Genomic DNA, 16880 nt, shown 5'->3' with positions numbered 1-16880 from the left:
GCCCCGCCCGCTCACTTTGCCGAACAGGCGGGAAAACATCCTCCAATTCCGGATTCAGGCCGGCGCCAGCGCCTGGCGCGGCGACGCCTCGCGGATCGGCAGATTCACCAGCGCCGCCATCACCGCCAGCGCCATGTCCGCGTACCACATCCAGCTGAAATCGCCGAAGCGCACGATCGCCAGCCCGCCGAGATAGGCGCCGAGGAAGCCGCCGATCTGATGCGACAGCAGCGTCAGCCCGAACAGCGTGCCGAGGTAGCGCACGCCGAAGAGCTTGCCGACGATCGCCGCGGTCGGCGGCACCGTCGCGAGCCACGTGAAGCCCAGGCCTGCCGCGAAGACGTAAAAGGTCATCGCGGTCTTCGGCGCCATCAGATACACGGCGACCAAGAGCGCGCGCGACGCATACATCACCGCCAACACGTACTTGCTCTGGTAGCGCGCGATGCAGGACCCCGCGTAGAGGCTGCCTGCAATGTTCGCCAGACCGATGATCGCCAGCGACCAGCTCGCGACGCCCGGCGGCAAGCCGCACAGCGCGACTTCGCCCGGCAGGTGCGTCACGAGGAAGGCGATATGGAAGCCGCAAGTGAAGAAGCCCGCATGCAGCAGCAGGTAGCTGCGGTCGCCGAGCGCCTCGCGCACCGCATGGCCGAGCCCCTTGCCGTCTGCGGCGGCGTGCCTGGGCGCTTCGGCGCCCGGCTTGACCAGCACGCGGATCAGCGGCAGCGCCGCAAGCACCATCACCGCCATCGACCACATCGCGCCCATCCAGCCCAGCGCCTGGATCAGCTTCTGCAGCACCGGCGCGAAGACGAATTGCCCGAAGGAACCACCCGCGTTGATCACGCCCGATGCCGTGCCGCGCGCGGCAAGCGGCAGGCGCTGCGCCGCGGCGCCGATCAGCACCGAGAAACTGCCTGCTCCGGAACCGGCCGCCGACAGCAGGCCGAGCGTCAGCACGAGACCGAAACTGGAGTCCATCCACGGCGTCAGCGCACTGCCGAATGCGAGCACCAAGAGACCCGCGACCAGCACCTTGCCCGGACCGTATTTGTCCGCCACCGCACCGGCGACCGGCTGGATCGCACCCCACATGAACTGCCCCACCGCCAGCGCGAAGCTGATGCTCGCGATGCCGAGCCCGGTCGAGGTGTTGAGCGGCGACACGAAAAGCCCGATCGACTGCCGGGCGCCCATCGTCACCATCAGGATGCCGGCGGCCGCGAGCGTCGTGATCAGCGCGCCGGGAGAGTTGAGGGAACGTAGCATTATTGTTCTCGTTATATTGGGTTCAGACGGATTCGAGGACGTCGGAAGCGGCCGCCTCTTGCTGCGCGGGCCGGCGCGGTACGACGAGCTTGGCGACGAGCACCTGCCGGACTTCGTCGTGCTGGTTGCGCGTCTCGCAGCGCATCGTGACGATGCCGCGGTCCGGTTTCGAACGCGACGGCGCGATCTCGACGACTTCGCCGACGACCCGCAGCACGTCGTCCGGCCGCGTCGGACCCGGCCAGCTGATTTCGCCCCCCGCGCCGATGATCCCGCCGGCAAGCGGCAGCCCGCCGCCGACCAGCAATTTCATCGTAATCGCCGCCGTATGCCAACCGCTTGCCGCCAGCCCGCCGAAGAGGCTCGCCGCCGCGGCCTCGTGGTCCAAGTGAAAGCCCTGCGGATCGAATTCACCGGCGAAAGCCAGGATCTGCGCCTCGTCCATGCGGTGCGTGCCGCTCGTGAAACGCTGGCCGACCTGCAGATCGTCGAGGAAATGTTTACGCTGGATCGAGGCTTCCATCATGGGCTCCAATATCGGGGTCGTACCGAGTGCTACTTTAGTTTCCCGACGGGAAACAAAATAGCAGTATCCTGTCGCGATACCGTCAACGAATCATTGACAAATGAGCTGGCTGGGCGCTTGGGAAGCCTTCGTGAAGACCGTCGACCTCGGCAGCATGGCCGCCGCGGCGCGACGGCTCGACTGCTCGCGCGCACAGGTCAGCAAGCAGCTCGCCGAACTCGAACAGAGCTTCGGCGCACGCCTGATCGAACGCACGACGCGCCGCCAGAACCTCACCCCCGCCGGCGAAGTCTTCTACGAGCACGCGCTGCGGGTGCTCGAAGAACTGCGCGACGCCGAGCTCGCGGTGCAGAACCTCGTCGAGATCCCGCGCGGCATCCTGCGCATCGCCGCCCCCGTGTCCTTCGGCCGCCTACAGATCGCCCCGCTGCTGCCGCAGTTCGCCGCCGAGCATCCGCTGGTGCAGTGCGAGCTCGACCTCGAAGACCGGCGCGTCGATCTCATCGAAGAGAACGTCGATATCGCGCTGCGCCTCACCGACGCGCCGCCCGAGAATGTCGTCGCGCGCAAGCTCACGCTGGTCCGCCGCGTGATCTGCGCCAGCCCGGACTACCTCGCCCGCCACGGCGTGCCGCAGGTCCCGCAGGATCTCGCCCACCACGAGTGCTTCGCCTTCACGCGCATGCGCGGCCCCTCCGACTGGACGCTCGCGACACCCGGCGGCTCCCTCGTCACCGTCCCTATCCGCGCCAAGTTCCAGGTCAACAACCTCGACAGCATCAACGCGGCCGTGCTGCAAGGCCACGGTCTCGCGATCCTGCCCACCTACCTGTGCGGCCCCGACGTCGCCCGCGGCACGCTCGTCGAGGTGCTCAAGGAATACCTGCCGATCACGACTTACGGCCAGCATCTCTACGCCTGCTATCCGGCCAGCCGGGTGCGCCTGCCGAAGGTGCGCGTCTTCCTGCAGATGCTGGAGGACCACTTCAGCCCTGTGCCGCCGTGGGAACGCAGCGCGTCCGGCTGAACTCCGGACGGTAATCGTTCAAAGCGTCACACAGGGCGCCGGCCCGCGCGGCGCGCGCGGGAGAAGCCGTGCTATGGTGGGCGCCGCTTTGCGTCGGGCGCCCTGTGCGCTGCGGACGGCATCCCTGACGACCGAGGATTTCCCGAATGCTTCCAGGCCTTCCCCGCCGCCTTCTCGCCTTCGCAGGCAGCTGCCTGCTCGTTGCCGCCTGCGCGACGCCCTCCTCCCAGCACGCCGCGCCCCGCGACTCGGAGAGCTTCCCCTACAGGGACGGCACGATGTCGCTGCGCCAGCGCGGCGCCGAATGCGAGGTCACGCTGTCGGGCGAGATCACCCCGGCGGCGGTCTCCGCGCTGTCGCTCGTCACGGCCGACATGGCCAAGCGCAACTGCGGGGCCAAGTGGCTCGTGCTCGACAACGTCGATGGCCAGGTCGGCCCCGCGATCACGATCGGCTCGATGCTCAGGAACCGCGGCTTCAACACGCGCGTCGCGCCCGGCAGCACCTGCCTCACGCCCTGCCTGATCGCCTTCGCCGCCGGCACCGAACGGCACATTCCGCCCGGCCCCAACGCGGCGCGCGTTGGCTTCTCGCAGCTCCCGCCGGACGAGGACTACGCCCGCGGCCGCTGCGAAACCGCGCTCGACAACCGCCAACTGATCAGCCTGTCGCGCTATCTCCGCGCGATGCTGCCGGATTCGGCCGGGGACCTGGTGATGCGCGAGCTGCGCGCGACCGACTGCCGCGGCGTGCGCCCGCTGCCGACGACCGACGCGATGGCGGCCGGACTGGTGACGCGAAACTAACCGAGCTTCGCGCGCAGGTAGGCGAGCAGGTCGGCCAGCGTCGCGAGACGGCCGTAGTCCGCCTCGGGGATGCTCACCCCGAGGCGCTCGCTGATACCGATCAGGAAGTTGAGCCAGTCCATCGAGTCGAGGTCGACCTGCTGGCGCAATGGCCGGTCGTCGCGCAGTTCGTCCGCCTCGACCTCGGGCGCGATCGTCCGCAAGATCGCGATCACGTTCGCGCGCAGCTCGGGGTGCTTGTCCGCCATCGTCATCCCCCTCCCGTCCTATTCCGCCTTCACTCAAAGTTCCTGCGGCCGCTGCAGCCGTTCGCGCAGCTCGGCGAGGAACAAGCCGCCCCGATGCCCGTCGGAGACGCGGTGGTCCGCCGCGAGGCTCGCGACGACGGTCGGCATCACCGCGATCCCATCGTTCTCGACCCAGGGCCGCGGCACGATGCGGCCGAAGCCGACGAGCGCGACCTGCGGCGGGTAGATCACCCCCATTACCGATTCGACGCCCTGGTCGCCCAGATTCGTCACGGTGATCGTCGGGTCCGCCATCTCCGAGCTGCGCAGCGACCCGGCGCGCGTGCGCTTCACGAGATCCGTGAGCTCCCGCATCAGCTGGTCGAGCGGCTTCTTGCCCACGTCGTGCAGTGCCGGCGCGATCAGCCCGCCCTGGCGCAGCGAGATCGCGATGCCGATGTGCGCGGCGGCGACCGGCTCGAAGCGACCGTCGCGGAAGAAGCCGTTCATCTCGGGGTAGTTCGTCAGCGCAGCCGCGACCGCCTTCAGCTGCAGCACCGCCATCAGCAGCCGCCCGGTGATCGGCCGCCCCTCGTTGGCCTGCGCGAGCCACTGCTGTGCACGCGCCATCGGGATCGTCTCGAGCAGGTAGTAGTGCGGGATCTCGCGTTTCGAGCGGCTCATCGCCGCGGCGATCGCGCGGCGCATCTCCACGTTCCGGTCGGCCGGCGCCGTAGTCGCTGGCGTGGCGGCCGCCGCGGCCTCCACGTCGGCGAGCGTCACCGCCCCGCCCGGGCCGCTGCCCGCGAGGCGCGCGACATCGACACCGAGCGCCTCGGCACGCTTGCGCGCGGCCGGCGAGATGCGCAGCCGCCCCGCCTCGGACGCCTTGGGCGCGGGCGCGGCGCGCGCCTTGCGTGCCCGCGCCGCCTCCGCTTTCTCGCCGGGCTCGAGCAGCGTCGCGAGCACGGTGCCGACCGGGATCTTCTCGCCCGGTGCGATCAGCAGTTCGAACACCGTGCCGTCCTGCCAGATTTCGACGTCGACGGCGGCCTTCGAGGTATCGACGATCGCGACGACCTGCCCCTTGTGCACCACGTCGCCGGGCTTGACCTTCCACTCGAGGAGCGTGCCCTCGTCCATGTCGGCGCCGAGCGAAGGCAGCGTGAAGTCAAACATTCAGCAGCTCCCTGACCGCCGCGACGATCTTCGCCGGCTGCGGCAGCGCGGCGTCTTCCATGTGCTTCGCGTAGGGGATGGGGACCTCCTCGCTGCACACCCGGACCGGGGGCGCGTCGAGGTCGTAGAAGCACTGCTCGACGATGCGCGCCATCACTTCCGCCGCGAGGCTGCCGCTGCGCCAGCCCTCGTCGACGATCACCGCGCGGTGCGTGCGGCGCACGGACTCGGCGATCGCCTCGGTATCGAGCGGACGCAGCACGCGCAGGTCGACGACCTCCACGTCGATCTCCTCGCGCGCGAGCGACTCGGCGGCCTCCAGCGCCTTCGGCAGGCTGCCGCCGTAGGCAAAGAGGCTCAGCTGGCTGCCCGGGCGGCGAACCGCGGCGTGCTCGATGTCGCAGTGCCAGTCCTCATTGGGCTCATCTCGCAGTTCGTCCTCGAAGTTGTAGAGCTGCGCATGCTCGAAGATCACGACCGGGTCGGGGTCCGCGAGCGCCGGGGCGAGCATGCCGCGCGCGTCGGCGATGGTCGCGGGCGCGAGCACGCGGATGCCGGGGATGTGCGCGAACCAGTTCTCCAGGCTGTGCGAATGCTGCGCCCCGAGCTGGCGTCCCGCGCCGGTCGCCATGCGGATCACCAGCGGCACCGAGAACTGCCCGCCGGACATATGGCGCAGCAGTGCGGCGCTGTTCACGATCTGGTCGAGCGCGAGCAGGCTGAAGTTCACCGTCATGATCTCGACGATCGGCCGCAGGCCGCCGAGTGCGGCGCCTATCCCCGCGCCGACGAAGCACAGCTCGGAGAGCGGCGTATCGCGGATGCGCTCGGGCCCGAACTCGTCGTAGAAGCCCTTGGACACCGCGTAGGTGCCGCCATAGCGGCCGACATCCTCGCCCATCAGGAACACGCGCGGGTCGGACCTTAGCGCCTCGCGCAGCGCCTCCCGCATCGCCTCGCGATAGCTCATCTTCATGCTGCGCCTCCCGGCGTCGTCACGTCCTTGAGCAGATCCTCGGCGGGCTCCCACGGCGCGGCCTCGGCATACGCGACGGCGGCGGCGACCTCCTTCCCGGCCGCAGCGTCGAGCGCGAGAAAGCCCTCCTCGGTGAGCTCCCCGGCGGCCTTGAGCTGCGCCGAAAAATTGTGGATCGGCCCGCGCTTCTTCCATTCCTCGACCTCGGCCTTGTCGCGATACAGTTCGGGGTCGAACATCGAGTGGGCGCGGAAGCGGTAGGTCTGGAACTCTACGAAGCAGGGGCCGCCGCCTTCGCGCACCTGCGCCGCCGCGCGGCGCGTCGCCTCGAACACCGCGAGCACGTCCATGCCGTCGACCTTCAGCGTCGGCACCTTGTAGCTTGCGGCCTTCACGCACAGGTCGGTCTGCGACTCCGAGCGCGCGAGCGCGGTGCCCATCGCGTAGAGGTTGTTCTCGCACAGGAAGAGCACCGGCAACTGCCACAGCGCGGCGAGGTTCATGCCTTCATGGAAGACGCCCTCCGCCATCGCCCCCTCGCCGAAAACGCACGCCGACACGCGGCGCACCCCCTGCATCTTGTCCGCGAGCGCGAGTCCGACCGCGAGCGGCAGCCCGCCGCCGACGATGGCATTGCCGCCGTAGAATCGCCGCGCCGCGTCGAACAGATGCATCGAGCCGCCGCGCCCATGCGAGCAGCCCGCGGCCTTGCCGAACATCTCGGCCATGATCGCGTCCATCGGCACGCCGCGCAGCAGCGCGTGGCCGTGCTCGCGGTAGGTCGCGACGACGTTGTCGTCCGCCTCCAGCGCGTGCATCGCGCCGGTCGCGCAGGCCTCCTCGCCGATGTAGAGGTGCAGGAAGCCGCGGATCTTGCCCGCGCCATAGAGCTCGGCGCACTTCTCCTCCATGCGGCGGATGCGCAGCATGTCGGCAAGCAGCCGCAACGCGAAGGGTGGCTGCAGCTCCGGCGCGGCCGCCCTGGCCTTGCGTTTCGTCGCGTTCATCCCCCGGCCTCCAGCGTCGAGGTGTCGCCTTCGGGCAGTCCCAGCTCGCGCGCCTTCAGGAGCCGCCGCATGATCTTGCCGCTGCGCGTGCGGGGCAGCGTCGTGACGAAATCGATCTCCTTCGGCGCGACCGCCGCGCCGAGTTTCTTGCGCGCATGGCCGAGCAGCTCCATGCGCAGCGCCTCGCTCGGCTCGAAGCCCTTCTTCAGCGACACGAAGGCCTTCACGACCTCGCCGACGATCTCGTCCGGCTTGCCGATGACGCCGGCCTCGGCGACCGCCGGGTGCTCCATCAGCGCGCTCTCGACCTCGAACGGCCCGATCAGGTGGCCGGCCGACTTGATCACGTCGTCGCTGCGGCCGACGAACCAGTAGTAGCCGTCAGCGTCGCGCCGCGCGAGGTCGCCCGTCAGGTACCACACGCCGGCGAAGCACTTGCGGTAGCGCTCCTCGTTGTTGAGGTAGCCGCGCAGCATCGACGGCCAGCCGCGCATCAGCGCGAGCTCGCCCTCGACGTCGGGCTTGTCGACCACCTCGACCGTGCCGTCCGGCCGCTGGCGCACGATCGCCGCCTCGACGCCGGGCAGCGGCTTGCCCATCGAGCCCGGCTTGATGTCGAGCGCCGGCACGTTCGCGATCATGATGCCGCCGGTCTCGGTCTGCCACCAGTTGTCGTGGATCGGCAGGCCCAGCACCTCCTTGCCCCACCACACCGCCTCGGGGTTCAGCGGCTCGCCGACGCTCGCGACGAAGCGCAGCTGCGGGAAGCTGAAGCGGCGCGCCAACTCCGGTCCCGCCTTCATCAGCATGCGGATCGCGGTCGGCGCGGTGTACCACACGGTGACCTTCTGCTCCTCGAGGATGCGGTACCAGCGCTCGGCATCGAAGTCCGCCTCGTCGACGATCGAGCTCACGCCGTGCAGCAGCGGCGCGATGATGCCGTAGGAGGTGCCCGTGACCCAGCCCGGGTCGGCAGTGCACCAGAAGACGTCGTTCGGATGGAGATCAAGGGCGTAGCGTCCCGTCGCCCAGTGCGTCACGACCGCGCCATGCACGTGCATCGCGCCCTTAGGCGAGCCGGTCGTACCGCTCGTGAAATGCAGCAGCGCGAGCTCGTCGGGCCGCGTCGGGACAGTGCCGAAGTCCTCGTCGGCGGACGCCATCAGCCGGCCGAGGTCAGTCGTGCCGGGGATGTCCGTCGTCTCACCGCCCTCGCCGACCAGCAGCACGTGGCGCAGCGTCGTCAGCTCGCCGCGGATCTTCGCGATCTTGCGCTCGTACAGCGACTCGGTCGTCACCAGCACCGCCCCCTGGCCGAGCTTGAGCCGCGTCGCGATCGGTTCCGGACCGAAAGCCGAAAACAGCGGCGACACCGCGCAGCCGGCGCGCAGGCTGCCGAGCACCGCGGCGTAGAGTTCCGGGATGCGCCCGGTCAGCACGAAGACCCGCTCGCCGCGCGCGACGCCGAGCGTACGCAGCCCGTTCGCGAAGCGCGCGGTGAGCGCCGCGAGCTCGCCGTAGCTCACGTCGCGCACGCGATCGTGGCCGAGGAAGCGGAACGCGAGGTGATCACACAGCGGCCCGCCGGCCTGGCGCACGACCGCCTCGTAGGCGATGTTGAGCGCACCGCCCGGCAAGCCTGCGAGCGCAGCCCGCGCCGCGTCCCACGTGAAGTCGCGGCAAGTCGCCGCGTAGTCGGCGAGATTCGGTGCGACGCGCAGGTCCGTTGCAGCCTTGCGGATGATCGAAGGACGATCCATGTCTCCTCCTCGAATCGCTGCGGCTTCGCGCTAGCCCTTCACGCACACCAGCGGCACGAGCCGCGCGACCTTCAGCGCGAGCCCCGCGCGATCGGCCGCATCGACCACCGCGCCGACGTCCTTGTAGGCGAGCGGCGCCTCCTCGGCGACCCCGCGCAAGCTCGGGCTGCGGATCAGGATGCCGCGCGCCGCAAGCTCGTCGACGATGTTGCGCCCCTGCCAGCGTCGCAGCGCCTCGTGGCGGCTCATCGCACGCCCCGCTCCATGGCAAGCCGACCCGAAGGCCCGTTCCTCGGTGCCGGCCGCACCGGCCAGGATCCATGACGCCGTGCCCATGCTGCCGCCGATCAGCACCGGCTGGCCGACCTCGCGGTATTCGCGCGGCAGCTCAACGTGCCCGGGTCCGAAGGCGCGCGTTGCGCCCTTGCGATGCACGAAGAGGCGCCGCCGGGTGTCCCCCACGCGGTGGGACTCCTCCTTGCAGGTGTTGTGCGACACGTCGTAGAGCACCGGCAGATGCACGCCCGGAAACACCTCGGCGAAGGCCCCGCGCGCGAGATGCGTGAGGATCTGCCGGTTCGCGAGCGCGCAATTGATCCCCGCGCGCATGGCCCCCAGGTAGCGCTGACCGAGGTCCGACTTCAGCGGTGCGCACGCCAGTTCGCGGTCGGGCAGCGCGATGCCCGCCGCCGGCGCCGCGATCGCCATCTCGCGCAGGTAGTCGGTGCCGATCTGATGGCCGAGCCCGCGCGAGCCGCAGTGGATGGTCACGACCACGTCGCCGACTTCGAGCCCGTAGGCCTGCGCGGCCTCCCCGTCGAACACCGCATCGACGACCTGCACCTCGAGGTAATGGTTGCCCGAACCGAGCGTGCCCATCTCGTCGCGCTGGCGCTTCTTCGCCATGTCGGACACCGCCGCCGGATCGGCCCCCGCGGCGCAGCCCGACTCCTCGATGTGCGCGAGATCCGCCTCGCTGCCCCAGCCTTCCTTCACCGCCCAGCGCGCGCCGCCCTTCAGCATCGCGTCCATCCCCGCGCCCGACAGATGCACGACACCGGTGCTACCGACGCCGGCCGGAATGCGCGCGTACAGCAGGTCGGCGAGCCGCTTCTTGTGCGCCTCGACATCGGCGAGCTTGAGCCCGGTGCGCAGCGTCCGCACGCCGCAGGAGATGTCGAAGCCGACGCCGCCGGCCGACACCACGCCGCCCTCGTCGGCGTCGAAGGCCGCAACCCCGCCGATCGGGAAACCGTAGCCCCAGTGTGCGTCGGGCATCGCATACGATGCGGTCACGATGCCGGGCAGGCTCGCGACGTTCGCGACCTGTTCCGCGACCTTTTCATCCATCGCCTCGATGAGTTCGCGCGACGCGAAGATCACGCCGGGCACGCGCATGCGCCCGCTCGGGGCCATCACCCATTCGAAAGTGCCGCGCTGCCGGAATTTCGCCAGATTCATCGCCCACCTCCCGCATTGCGCCCGCGCCCGAGTTCGCGCAGCTGCTCGTAGAGCTTGCGCTCGGCCGCCGACAAGCGCTCGGGCACGAGCACACGCATCCGCAGCATCAAATCGCCGCGCCCGCGGTTGCCGAAATTCGGCAGGCCCTTGTGGCGCAGGCGCAGCACCATGTCGGGCTGGGTCCCCGGCGGCACCGTCACGTTCGCCATGCCGTCGAGCGTCGGCACCTCCAGTTCGGTGCCGAGCGCCGCGTCGGCGACGGCAAGATCCTGCACGCGCCACAGGTCCGCGCCATCGCGTTCGAAACGGGCGTCGGGGAGCGTACGGACGATCACGAAGAGGTCGCCCGGCGCCCCCCCGGCCTCGGGCGACGGATAGCCGTGACCGGGAATGCGCAGCGCCATGCCCTCCTCGACGCCGACCGGAACCTTGACCGTCAGCGATTCGGAATGCGCCACCAGCCCGCGCCCGTGGCATTCCTCGCAGGGCTGGTCGATGAAGGAACCGGCCCCGCCGCAGTCCGGGCAGAGGGTGATCTGCTCGAGCATCACGCCGCCCTCGTGACTCTTCCTAATCTGCCGGCCGCTGCCGTGACAGCTCGCGCACACGCGCGGCGACGTACCCGGCTTCGTGCGCGCGCCCTTGCAGACGGGGCACTGCACCGGATGATCGACGCTGACGACCTCCTCGCCGCCGGAGAGCACCCGTTCGAGCGGCACGCGCAACAGCAGCTCCATGTTGTCGCCCCGCACGACCCCGCGCGGTCCGCGCCGGCCCGGGCCGCGACCGCCGAAGAAGCGGTCGAAGATGCTCCCGCCGAAATCGAAGCCGAGGCCGCCGAACAGGTTCTCGAAGTCGATCCCGCCGAACAGGTCCTCCGGCCGCATGCCCTTCAGCCCCTCGAAGCCGCCCGCATCGTAGTCGGCGCGCTTCTTCGGGTCGGAGAGCACCGCGTAGGCCTCGGCGATCTCCTTGAAGCGCTCCTCGGCCCCCGGCTCCTTGTTGCGGTCCGGGTGGAACTTCAGCGCTAGCTGGCGGAACGCGTCCTTGATCGCCTTCGCATCTGCCTCGCGCGGCACGCCGAGCACTTCATAGTAGTCGCGTTTCGCGTCGGCCATGATCGGCTCCGCCGCCTGTCCTGATCACCGCGCTGCGCTAGCGGTAGTCCGCATCGACGACCCGTCCGCCCGGGCCGGCCGTCCCCGGGCCCGGCTCTCCCGCCGACGGACCGGTCACGCCGCCCGGCGGGTAGCGCGTCTCCTGGTACGGACCACTGCCCGGCGGCTGCGTCTGCACGTAGAGCATCGTGCCCGCCTCCTTCAGCGCCTTGCGCAAGGCCTCGGCCTTCTCCTTCACCAGCGTCACGTCGCGCTTCGCGAGCGCGTCCTTGGTCTCGCGCCGCGCCTTCTCGAGACGCTCCTTGACCTCCTGCGTCAACTTGTCGGGAAAATCGGCCATCATCTTCTCGGTCTGGTAGCACAGGCCGTCGGCCTCGTTGAGCGCCTCCGCTTCCTCGCGACGCTTCTTGTCGGCGTCGGCATACTGCTCGGCCTCGTGCACCATCCTCTCCTTGACGTCGCCCGCGAGCCGCGTCGAGCCGCTAATGCGCACCGACTGGCTCCGCCCGGTCGCCAGATCCTTAGCGGACACATTGAGGATGCCGCTCGCGTCGATGTCGAAGGTGACCTCGATCTTCGGCACGCCGCGCGGCGCCGGCGGAATGCCGTCGAGGTTGAATTCACCGAGGCTCACGTTGTCGGCCGCCATCGCGCGCTCGCCCTGGAACACATGCACGGTCACCGAGGTCTGCAAGTCGGCAGCGGTCGTGAAGGTTTCGGTCTTCTTCACCGGCACCGGCGTGTTGCGGCTGATCAGCGCCGTCGCGACTCCGCCGAGCGTCTCCACACCCAGCGTCAGCGGCGTCACGTCGACGAGCACGATGTCCTGCACTTCGCCGGTCAGCACGCCTGCCTGGATCGCCGCGCCGCTCGCGACGCATTCCATCGGATCGACGCCCATCTCGGCCTTGCGTCCGAACATCTCCTCGAAGAACGCGCGCACCGCCGGCATGCGCGTCGGCCCGCCGACGAAGACGATGCGATCGACCTGCTGCGCCGAGATCCCGGCGTCGCGCAACGCCTGCTCGACCGGCCCCCGGCAGCGCTCGATCGTCGGCCGCACGAGGCGTTCGAGGTCCGCGCGCCCGAGGTCCATCTCGAGGTGCTTCGGCTCGCTGCCGGAAACGCCGATGTAGGGCAGCGACAGGTGCGCCGTGATGCTGTTCGACAGCTCGATCTTCGCGATCTCGGCCGCTTCGAGGAGCCGCGCCGCAGCCTTCGGGTCGCGCCGGCAATCGATGCCGCTCTGCTCCAAGAAACGCTGCGCGAGCGCGTCGAAGATCGCCTGGTTCATGTCGGTGCCGCCGAGGCGCGTGTCGCCGCTGGTCGAGCGCACCTCGAACACGCCCTTGCCGAACTCCATGATCGTCACATCGAGCGTGCCGCCGCCCAGGTCGATCACCGCGATGCGCAGCTCCTGCCCGACGCGGTCGAGCCCATACGCGAGCGAGGCCGCGGTCGGCTCGTTCACGAGGCGCACGACCTCCAGCCCCGCGATGCCCGCCGCGTCCTTCGTCGCGCTGCGCTGGTTGTCGTCGAAATAGGCCGGCACCGTCACGACCGCCTTCGCGACCGGCTCGCCGAGGAAGGCTTCCGCGTCGCGCTTGATCTTCTGCAGCAGAAAGGCCGAGAGCTGCTCGGGCGAGAACTCGCGGTCGCGCAGACGGACGCGGTCGCGCATGCCCATGCGGCGCTTGAACGCCGTCGTCGTGCCTTCGGGATTCGCGGCCGCCTGCCGCCGCGCGGGCTCGCCGATCAGCATCTGGCCGTCGGCCGTCAGCGCGACGTAGCTCGGGAAGGCCTTGCCGCCGAGGCTCACGCCCTCGGCGCTGGGAATGAGCACCGGCCGCCCGCCACGCAAGACCGCCGCGGCCGAGTTGGACGTACCCAAATCAATGCCGATGATTGCCATCGCGCTACCTCCCCGAATGTCCACGCCCCAGGATGGCGCAAGCCCGGCCGCCGCGACGCCATGCCGCGCACGCCCGCTGCTTTCAGCATAGCCAATACCCGGCAAGGTGCGTCAGACATCTACCACGCATTGAGCCAACCACATGCCATCCGGGCGCTGTCCGACCTTCAGCTCGCAGAACGACGCGCCCTTGACCTCCGCGGCCGGCTGATGGCGGACGACATCGGTCGCCTCGCCCCACGCCGTCGCCTGCAGGCGAAACCCGCCGGGAGCCGGGTCGATGCGGACGTCGAAACGCGAGAACAGCATGTGCCGCGTCGCCATCTCGAACACCAGCGCATTGAGCCAATCGACGAGCAGCAACTCGACATCGGGCGCCGCGCAGCCGATCCGCACCCGCCGATGCGCGGCCACCGTCGCGGGATCGCAGATCGCCGCGGTCAGCGCGGTCGCCGCACCGACGAAGGCCTCGGCAAGGGTCGCACCGGTCCCGCGCAGCCCGATGTCGGCCTCATGGGGAAATGTCTCCCACGCCATCCGCGCCTCCGTCCGATTCATGCCAAGCTCATGACTCGCCCACATTCTATGATAGGGTAATCGACTGCGAAGCGCCCACCGCCGAAGGTCTGCTCGCCGGCGGGGCGACTCGACACCTGGGCCCTGGCATGAATCGACCCGTACGTAAGCTCGACGCTGAGGACTTGCTGCGCATCGTGCGCGAGCTCGTGACCGAGTTGCACCCCGACCGTGACGACGTGCCCGGCCTCGACAGTCACCTCGAACGCGACCTCGGCCTCGATAGTCTCGCGCGCGTCGAACTGCTGGCGCGGCTCGAACGCGCGGCGCAGGCGCAATTGCCCGCCGACACCCTCGGCACCGCCGAAACCCCGCGCGACCTGCTCGTCGCGCTGCACGCCGCGCGGCCGGAGCTGGCCGCACGGGCGGCGGACATCGTGTTGCCCGCAACAGGGCAGACGACGATCGAAGCCCCGGCCGCGGCCGGCACGCTCATCGACGTCCTGGACTGGCACGCCGCGCGCTCGCCCGGACACGTCCACATCCGCCTGCTGCGGGGCGACGCCGAGGCCGCCACGCTGACCCACCGCGATCTGCTCGACGGCGCGCGGCGCATCGCCGGCGGTCTCCGCCAGGCCGGGCTCGCGCCGGGCGACGCGGTCGCGATCATGCTGCCGACGACGCTCGACTTCTTCACGAGCTTCTTCGGAGCCCTGCTCGCCGGCGGCGTGCCGGTGCCGATGTATCCGCCGACCCGCCCCTCCCAGCTCGAGGACCATCTGCGCCGTCAGGCCGGCATCCTCGACAGTTGCCGCGCTCCGGTGCTGATCACCGACGCCGATGTGCGCACCGTCGGGCGCCTGCTCGCGACGCAGAGCGCGAGCCTGAAGCGCGTCGCCACCGCCGAGGAGCTGGCCCGCGCCGACGCCCCGTCCGCGACCGCCACGCCACGCCCCGAAGACCTCGCCCTGCTGCAATACACCTCGGGCAGCACCGGCAACCCCAAAGGCGTGATGCTCACGCACGCCAACCTGCTCGCGAACATCCGCGCCTGGAGCCGCCGGATCGGCATGAACGCCGCCGACGTCACCGTGAGCTGGCTGCCGCTGTACCACGACATGGGGTTGATCGCGGCGTGGCTCGGCAGCCTCTACAACGGCTCCGCGCTCGTGCTAATGTCGCCGCTCGACTTCCTGTCGCGTCCCGCGCGATGGCTATGGACCATCCACCGCTACCGCGGCAGCCTCTCGGCCGGCCCGAACTTCGCCTACGAACTCGTGCTCAAGCACGTCGAGGACCGGGAGCTTGCCGGACTCGACCTGTCGTGCTGGCGCATCGCCGCGAACGGTGCCGAGCCCGTGAGTCCCGACACCGTCGAGCGCTTTGCCGAACGGCTCGCGCCCTACGGCCTGCGGCGCGACGCCATGACCCCCTCGTACGGGCTCGCCGAGAACACCGTCGGCCTCGCCGTCCCCCGCCCCGGACGCGGCCCCCGCATCGACCGCGTCGATCGCGAAACCTTCTTCCGCGGCACCGGCGCGACCGCTGCCGCCGACAACGACGCCAGCGCGATCCGCTTCGTCGGCTGCGGCCAGCCCCTGCCCGGGCACGAGTTGCGCATCGTCGATGGGGCCGGCACGGAACTGCCCGAACGCCGCGTCGGCCGCATCGAATTCCGCGGCCCGTCCGCCACCGCGGGCTACCTGCGCAATCCGGACGAAACCCGCAAGCTGTGGCACGAGGGCTGGCTCGACACCGGCGACCTCGGCTACCTCGCGGGCGGCGAGCTCTTCGTCACCGGGCGCGTCAAGGACATGATCATCCGCGGCGGGCGCAACCTCTACCCGTACGAACTCGAAGAGGCGATCGGCGCGCAGCCGCACGTGCGCAAGGGCTGCGTCGCCATCTTCGGCAGCCCCGACCCGGCCACCGCCGGCGAACGCCTCGTCGCGGTCGTCGAGACCCGCACGCAGGACGACGACGAACGGCGCCGGCTGCGCCACGCGATCGACCGCCTCGCCGTCGACCTGCTCGGCGTGCCGCTCGACGAAGTCGTGCTCGCCCCGCCGCACAGCGTGCTCAAGACCTCCAGCGGCAAGATCCGCCGCGCCGCGACGCGCGACCTGTACCGGAGCGGCGCGCTGGGTCGCCCGCGCAGCGTGCGCATGCAACTGCTGCGCCTTGCCGCCATGGCAGCCGGTGGCCGCGCGGCGCGTTTCCTCCGGCGCGGCGTCGCGGCCTTGTGGGCCGCATGGTCGTGGACGGCGCTGGTGCTGCTCGCGATCCCGGTATGGCTCGCGGTGACCGCGCTGCACCGGCCTGCGCTCGCGTGGCGCATCGCCCGCCACGGCACACGCCTGCTCGCAGCCATCACCGGCATCCGCATCACCGTCCGGGGCCTCGAAAATCTCCCCTCGACCGCCCCCTGCATCGCCGTCGCGAACCACTCGAGCTACCTCGACGGACTCGTCGCCGCCGCCGCGCTGCCGCGCCCCTTCAGCTTCGTCGCGAAACGCGAACTGCTCGACAACCCGGTCGCAGGACGTTTCCTGCGAGGACTCGGCGCCGAGTTCATCGAACGCTTCGCGCTGCAGGACAGCGTCGACGCCGCCCGCCGCCTCGCCCAATGCGCGCGTGCCGGCGCGTCGCTGTTCTACTTCCCGGAAGGCACTTTCATCCGGCGTGCCGGCCTGCAGGAATTCCGCCTCGGGGCCTTCCTCGCCGCCTGCGAGTCCGACCTTCCCGTGCTGCCGCTGACGATCAGCGGCACCCGCGCGGTCCTCCCCGACGAGACCTGGTTTCCGCGCCGCGGCCCGATCACCGTCACCATCGGCCGCCCCGTCCTGCCGCCGGGTTCGGACTGGAGCGCGGCCGTCGCGCTGCGCGACACGGTGAGGAAGGAGATCCTGGCGCACTGCGGAGAACCGGACGCAACGACCCTCTAGCAGATTCGGCCGGAAAGAGACACGGCAAGAACCCGCATTCCTGTCTATCTTGAAATCGGACGATGTCATGGTCGCCGCATGCACGACGTGCGCGAACCGATGAAGCGACGCTTCCTCAGGCCGGCCACCGTGCCCGCGGACGACGCCG

14 protein-coding genes are annotated in these 16880 nt (G+C 70.1%); 3 read left to right on the top strand and 11 right to left on the bottom strand.

Annotated features, from left to right (window positions below):
* Positions 1 to 54 precede the first annotated feature (54 nt).
* Together AZKH_RS07450 and AZKH_RS07445 are read right to left on the bottom strand one after the other, a co-directional pair.
* Positions 55 to 1272 (bottom strand): MFS transporter, encoded by a 1218-nt coding sequence (locus AZKH_RS07450; protein ID WP_015435140.1) that lies wholly within the window; start codon positions 1270 to 1272, stop codon positions 55 to 57.
* 22 nt (positions 1273 to 1294) lie between these two features.
* Positions 1295 to 1795 (bottom strand): MaoC family dehydratase, encoded by a 501-nt coding sequence (locus AZKH_RS07445; protein WP_015435139.1) that lies wholly within the window; start codon positions 1793 to 1795, stop codon positions 1295 to 1297.
* Positions 1796 to 1898: 103 nt separating this feature from the next.
* On the opposite strand from AZKH_RS07445, the gene AZKH_RS07440 reads away from it, so the two are divergent.
* Together AZKH_RS07440 and AZKH_RS07435 are read left to right on the top strand one after the other, a co-directional pair.
* On the top strand, positions 1899 to 2825 hold the full coding sequence (locus tag AZKH_RS07440; protein ID WP_015435138.1) for a LysR family transcriptional regulator: 927 nt from the start codon (positions 1899 to 1901) through the stop codon (positions 2823 to 2825).
* A 146-nt stretch (positions 2826 to 2971) separates the two neighbouring features.
* Positions 2972 to 3631, top strand: coding sequence for a hypothetical protein (locus AZKH_RS07435; protein WP_015435137.1), 660 nt, complete (start codon positions 2972 to 2974; stop codon positions 3629 to 3631).
* Here AZKH_RS07435 and AZKH_RS07430 read toward each other — a convergent pair.
* The 9 genes from AZKH_RS07430 to AZKH_RS07390 form a co-directional block, all read right to left on the bottom strand.
* Positions 3628 to 3879 carry an acyl carrier protein gene (locus AZKH_RS07430; RefSeq protein WP_041657063.1) on the bottom strand — a complete coding sequence of 84 codons (252 nt, stop codon included), beginning with the start codon at positions 3877 to 3879 and terminating at the stop codon, positions 3628 to 3630. The genes AZKH_RS07435 and AZKH_RS07430 overlap by 4 nt on opposite strands.
* A 33-nt stretch (positions 3880 to 3912) precedes the next feature.
* Positions 3913 to 5037: a dihydrolipoamide acetyltransferase family protein gene (locus AZKH_RS07425; protein WP_015435135.1), complete on the bottom strand. Its 1125-nt coding sequence runs from the start codon at positions 5035 to 5037 to the stop codon at positions 3913 to 3915.
* On the bottom strand, positions 5030 to 6013 hold the full coding sequence (locus AZKH_RS07420) for an alpha-ketoacid dehydrogenase subunit beta (RefSeq protein ID WP_015435134.1): 984 nt from the start codon (positions 6011 to 6013) through the stop codon (positions 5030 to 5032). Before AZKH_RS07420 ends, AZKH_RS07425 begins: the two co-directional genes overlap by 8 nt.
* Positions 6010 to 7020: a pyruvate dehydrogenase (acetyl-transferring) E1 component subunit alpha gene (gene pdhA, locus AZKH_RS07415; RefSeq protein WP_015435133.1), complete on the bottom strand. Its 1011-nt coding sequence runs from the start codon at positions 7018 to 7020 to the stop codon at positions 6010 to 6012. The genes AZKH_RS07420 and pdhA overlap by 4 nt, the downstream gene beginning before the upstream one ends.
* Positions 7017 to 8780 carry an acetate--CoA ligase gene (gene acsA, locus AZKH_RS07410; protein WP_015435132.1) on the bottom strand — a complete coding sequence of 588 codons (1764 nt, stop codon included), beginning with the start codon at positions 8778 to 8780 and terminating at the stop codon, positions 7017 to 7019. Before acsA ends, pdhA begins: the two co-directional genes overlap by 4 nt.
* Positions 8781 to 8810: 30 nt before the next feature.
* On the bottom strand, positions 8811 to 10241 hold the full coding sequence (locus AZKH_RS07405) for an RtcB family protein (protein WP_015435131.1): 1431 nt from the start codon (positions 10239 to 10241) through the stop codon (positions 8811 to 8813).
* Complete coding sequence (locus tag AZKH_RS07400; RefSeq protein ID WP_015435130.1) at positions 10238 to 11359, bottom strand: DnaJ C-terminal domain-containing protein; 1122 nt, start codon at positions 11357 to 11359, stop codon at positions 10238 to 10240. Before AZKH_RS07400 ends, AZKH_RS07405 begins: the two co-directional genes overlap by 4 nt.
* A 37-nt stretch (positions 11360 to 11396) precedes the next feature.
* Positions 11397 to 13271 (bottom strand): molecular chaperone DnaK, encoded by a 1875-nt coding sequence (dnaK, locus tag AZKH_RS07395; protein ID WP_015435129.1) that lies wholly within the window; start codon positions 13269 to 13271, stop codon positions 11397 to 11399.
* Positions 13272 to 13382: 111 nt separating this feature from the next.
* Positions 13383 to 13829 (bottom strand): archease, encoded by a 447-nt coding sequence (locus AZKH_RS07390; protein ID WP_015435128.1) that lies wholly within the window; start codon positions 13827 to 13829, stop codon positions 13383 to 13385.
* Between the two features lie 107 nt (positions 13830 to 13936).
* Between AZKH_RS07390 and AZKH_RS07385 the strand changes: the two genes are divergently transcribed.
* Positions 13937 to 16732: an AMP-binding protein gene (locus AZKH_RS07385; protein WP_041656004.1), complete on the top strand. Its 2796-nt coding sequence runs from the start codon at positions 13937 to 13939 to the stop codon at positions 16730 to 16732.
* Positions 16733 to 16880 lie beyond the last annotated feature (148 nt).

The sequence above is a fragment of the Azoarcus sp. KH32C genome, assembly GCF_000349945.1.
Classification (GTDB): Bacteria; Pseudomonadota; Gammaproteobacteria; order Burkholderiales; family Rhodocyclaceae; genus Aromatoleum.
The sequence above is the reverse complement of the archived record's forward strand: the minus strand, read 5'-3'. Positions and strand labels throughout refer to the sequence as shown.

Excerpts from the sequence above, each read along its gene's own strand:
- AZKH_RS07450 (WP_015435140.1), bottom strand. The coding sequence starts at position 1,272 with ATGCTACGTTCCCTCAACTCTCCCGGCGCGCTGATCACGACGCTCGCG.
- AZKH_RS07445 (WP_015435139.1), bottom strand. The coding sequence starts at position 1,795 with ATGGAAGCCTCGATCCAGCGTAAACATTTCCTCGACGATCTGCAGGTC.
- AZKH_RS07440 (WP_015435138.1), top strand. The coding sequence starts at position 1,899 with ATGAGCTGGCTGGGCGCTTGGGAAGCCTTCGTGAAGACCGTCGACCTC.
- AZKH_RS07435 (WP_015435137.1), top strand. The coding sequence starts at position 2,972 with ATGCTTCCAGGCCTTCCCCGCCGCCTTCTCGCCTTCGCAGGCAGCTGC.
- AZKH_RS07430 (WP_041657063.1), bottom strand. The coding sequence starts at position 3,879 with ATGGCGGACAAGCACCCCGAGCTGCGCGCGAACGTGATCGCGATCTTG.
- AZKH_RS07425 (WP_015435135.1), bottom strand. The coding sequence starts at position 5,037 with ATGTTTGACTTCACGCTGCCTTCGCTCGGCGCCGACATGGACGAGGGC.
- AZKH_RS07420 (WP_015435134.1), bottom strand. The coding sequence starts at position 6,013 with ATGAAGATGAGCTATCGCGAGGCGATGCGGGAGGCGCTGCGCGAGGCG.
- pdhA (WP_015435133.1), bottom strand. The coding sequence starts at position 7,020 with ATGAACGCGACGAAACGCAAGGCCAGGGCGGCCGCGCCGGAGCTGCAG.
- acsA (WP_015435132.1), bottom strand. The coding sequence starts at position 8,780 with ATGGATCGTCCTTCGATCATCCGCAAGGCTGCAACGGACCTGCGCGTC.
- AZKH_RS07405 (WP_015435131.1), bottom strand. The coding sequence starts at position 10,241 with ATGAATCTGGCGAAATTCCGGCAGCGCGGCACTTTCGAATGGGTGATG.
- AZKH_RS07400 (WP_015435130.1), bottom strand. The coding sequence starts at position 11,359 with ATGGCCGACGCGAAACGCGACTACTATGAAGTGCTCGGCGTGCCGCGC.
- dnaK (WP_015435129.1), bottom strand. The coding sequence starts at position 13,271 with ATGGCAATCATCGGCATTGATTTGGGTACGTCCAACTCGGCCGCGGCG.
- AZKH_RS07390 (WP_015435128.1), bottom strand. The coding sequence starts at position 13,829 with ATGAATCGGACGGAGGCGCGGATGGCGTGGGAGACATTTCCCCATGAG.
- AZKH_RS07385 (WP_041656004.1), top strand. The coding sequence starts at position 13,937 with ATGAATCGACCCGTACGTAAGCTCGACGCTGAGGACTTGCTGCGCATC.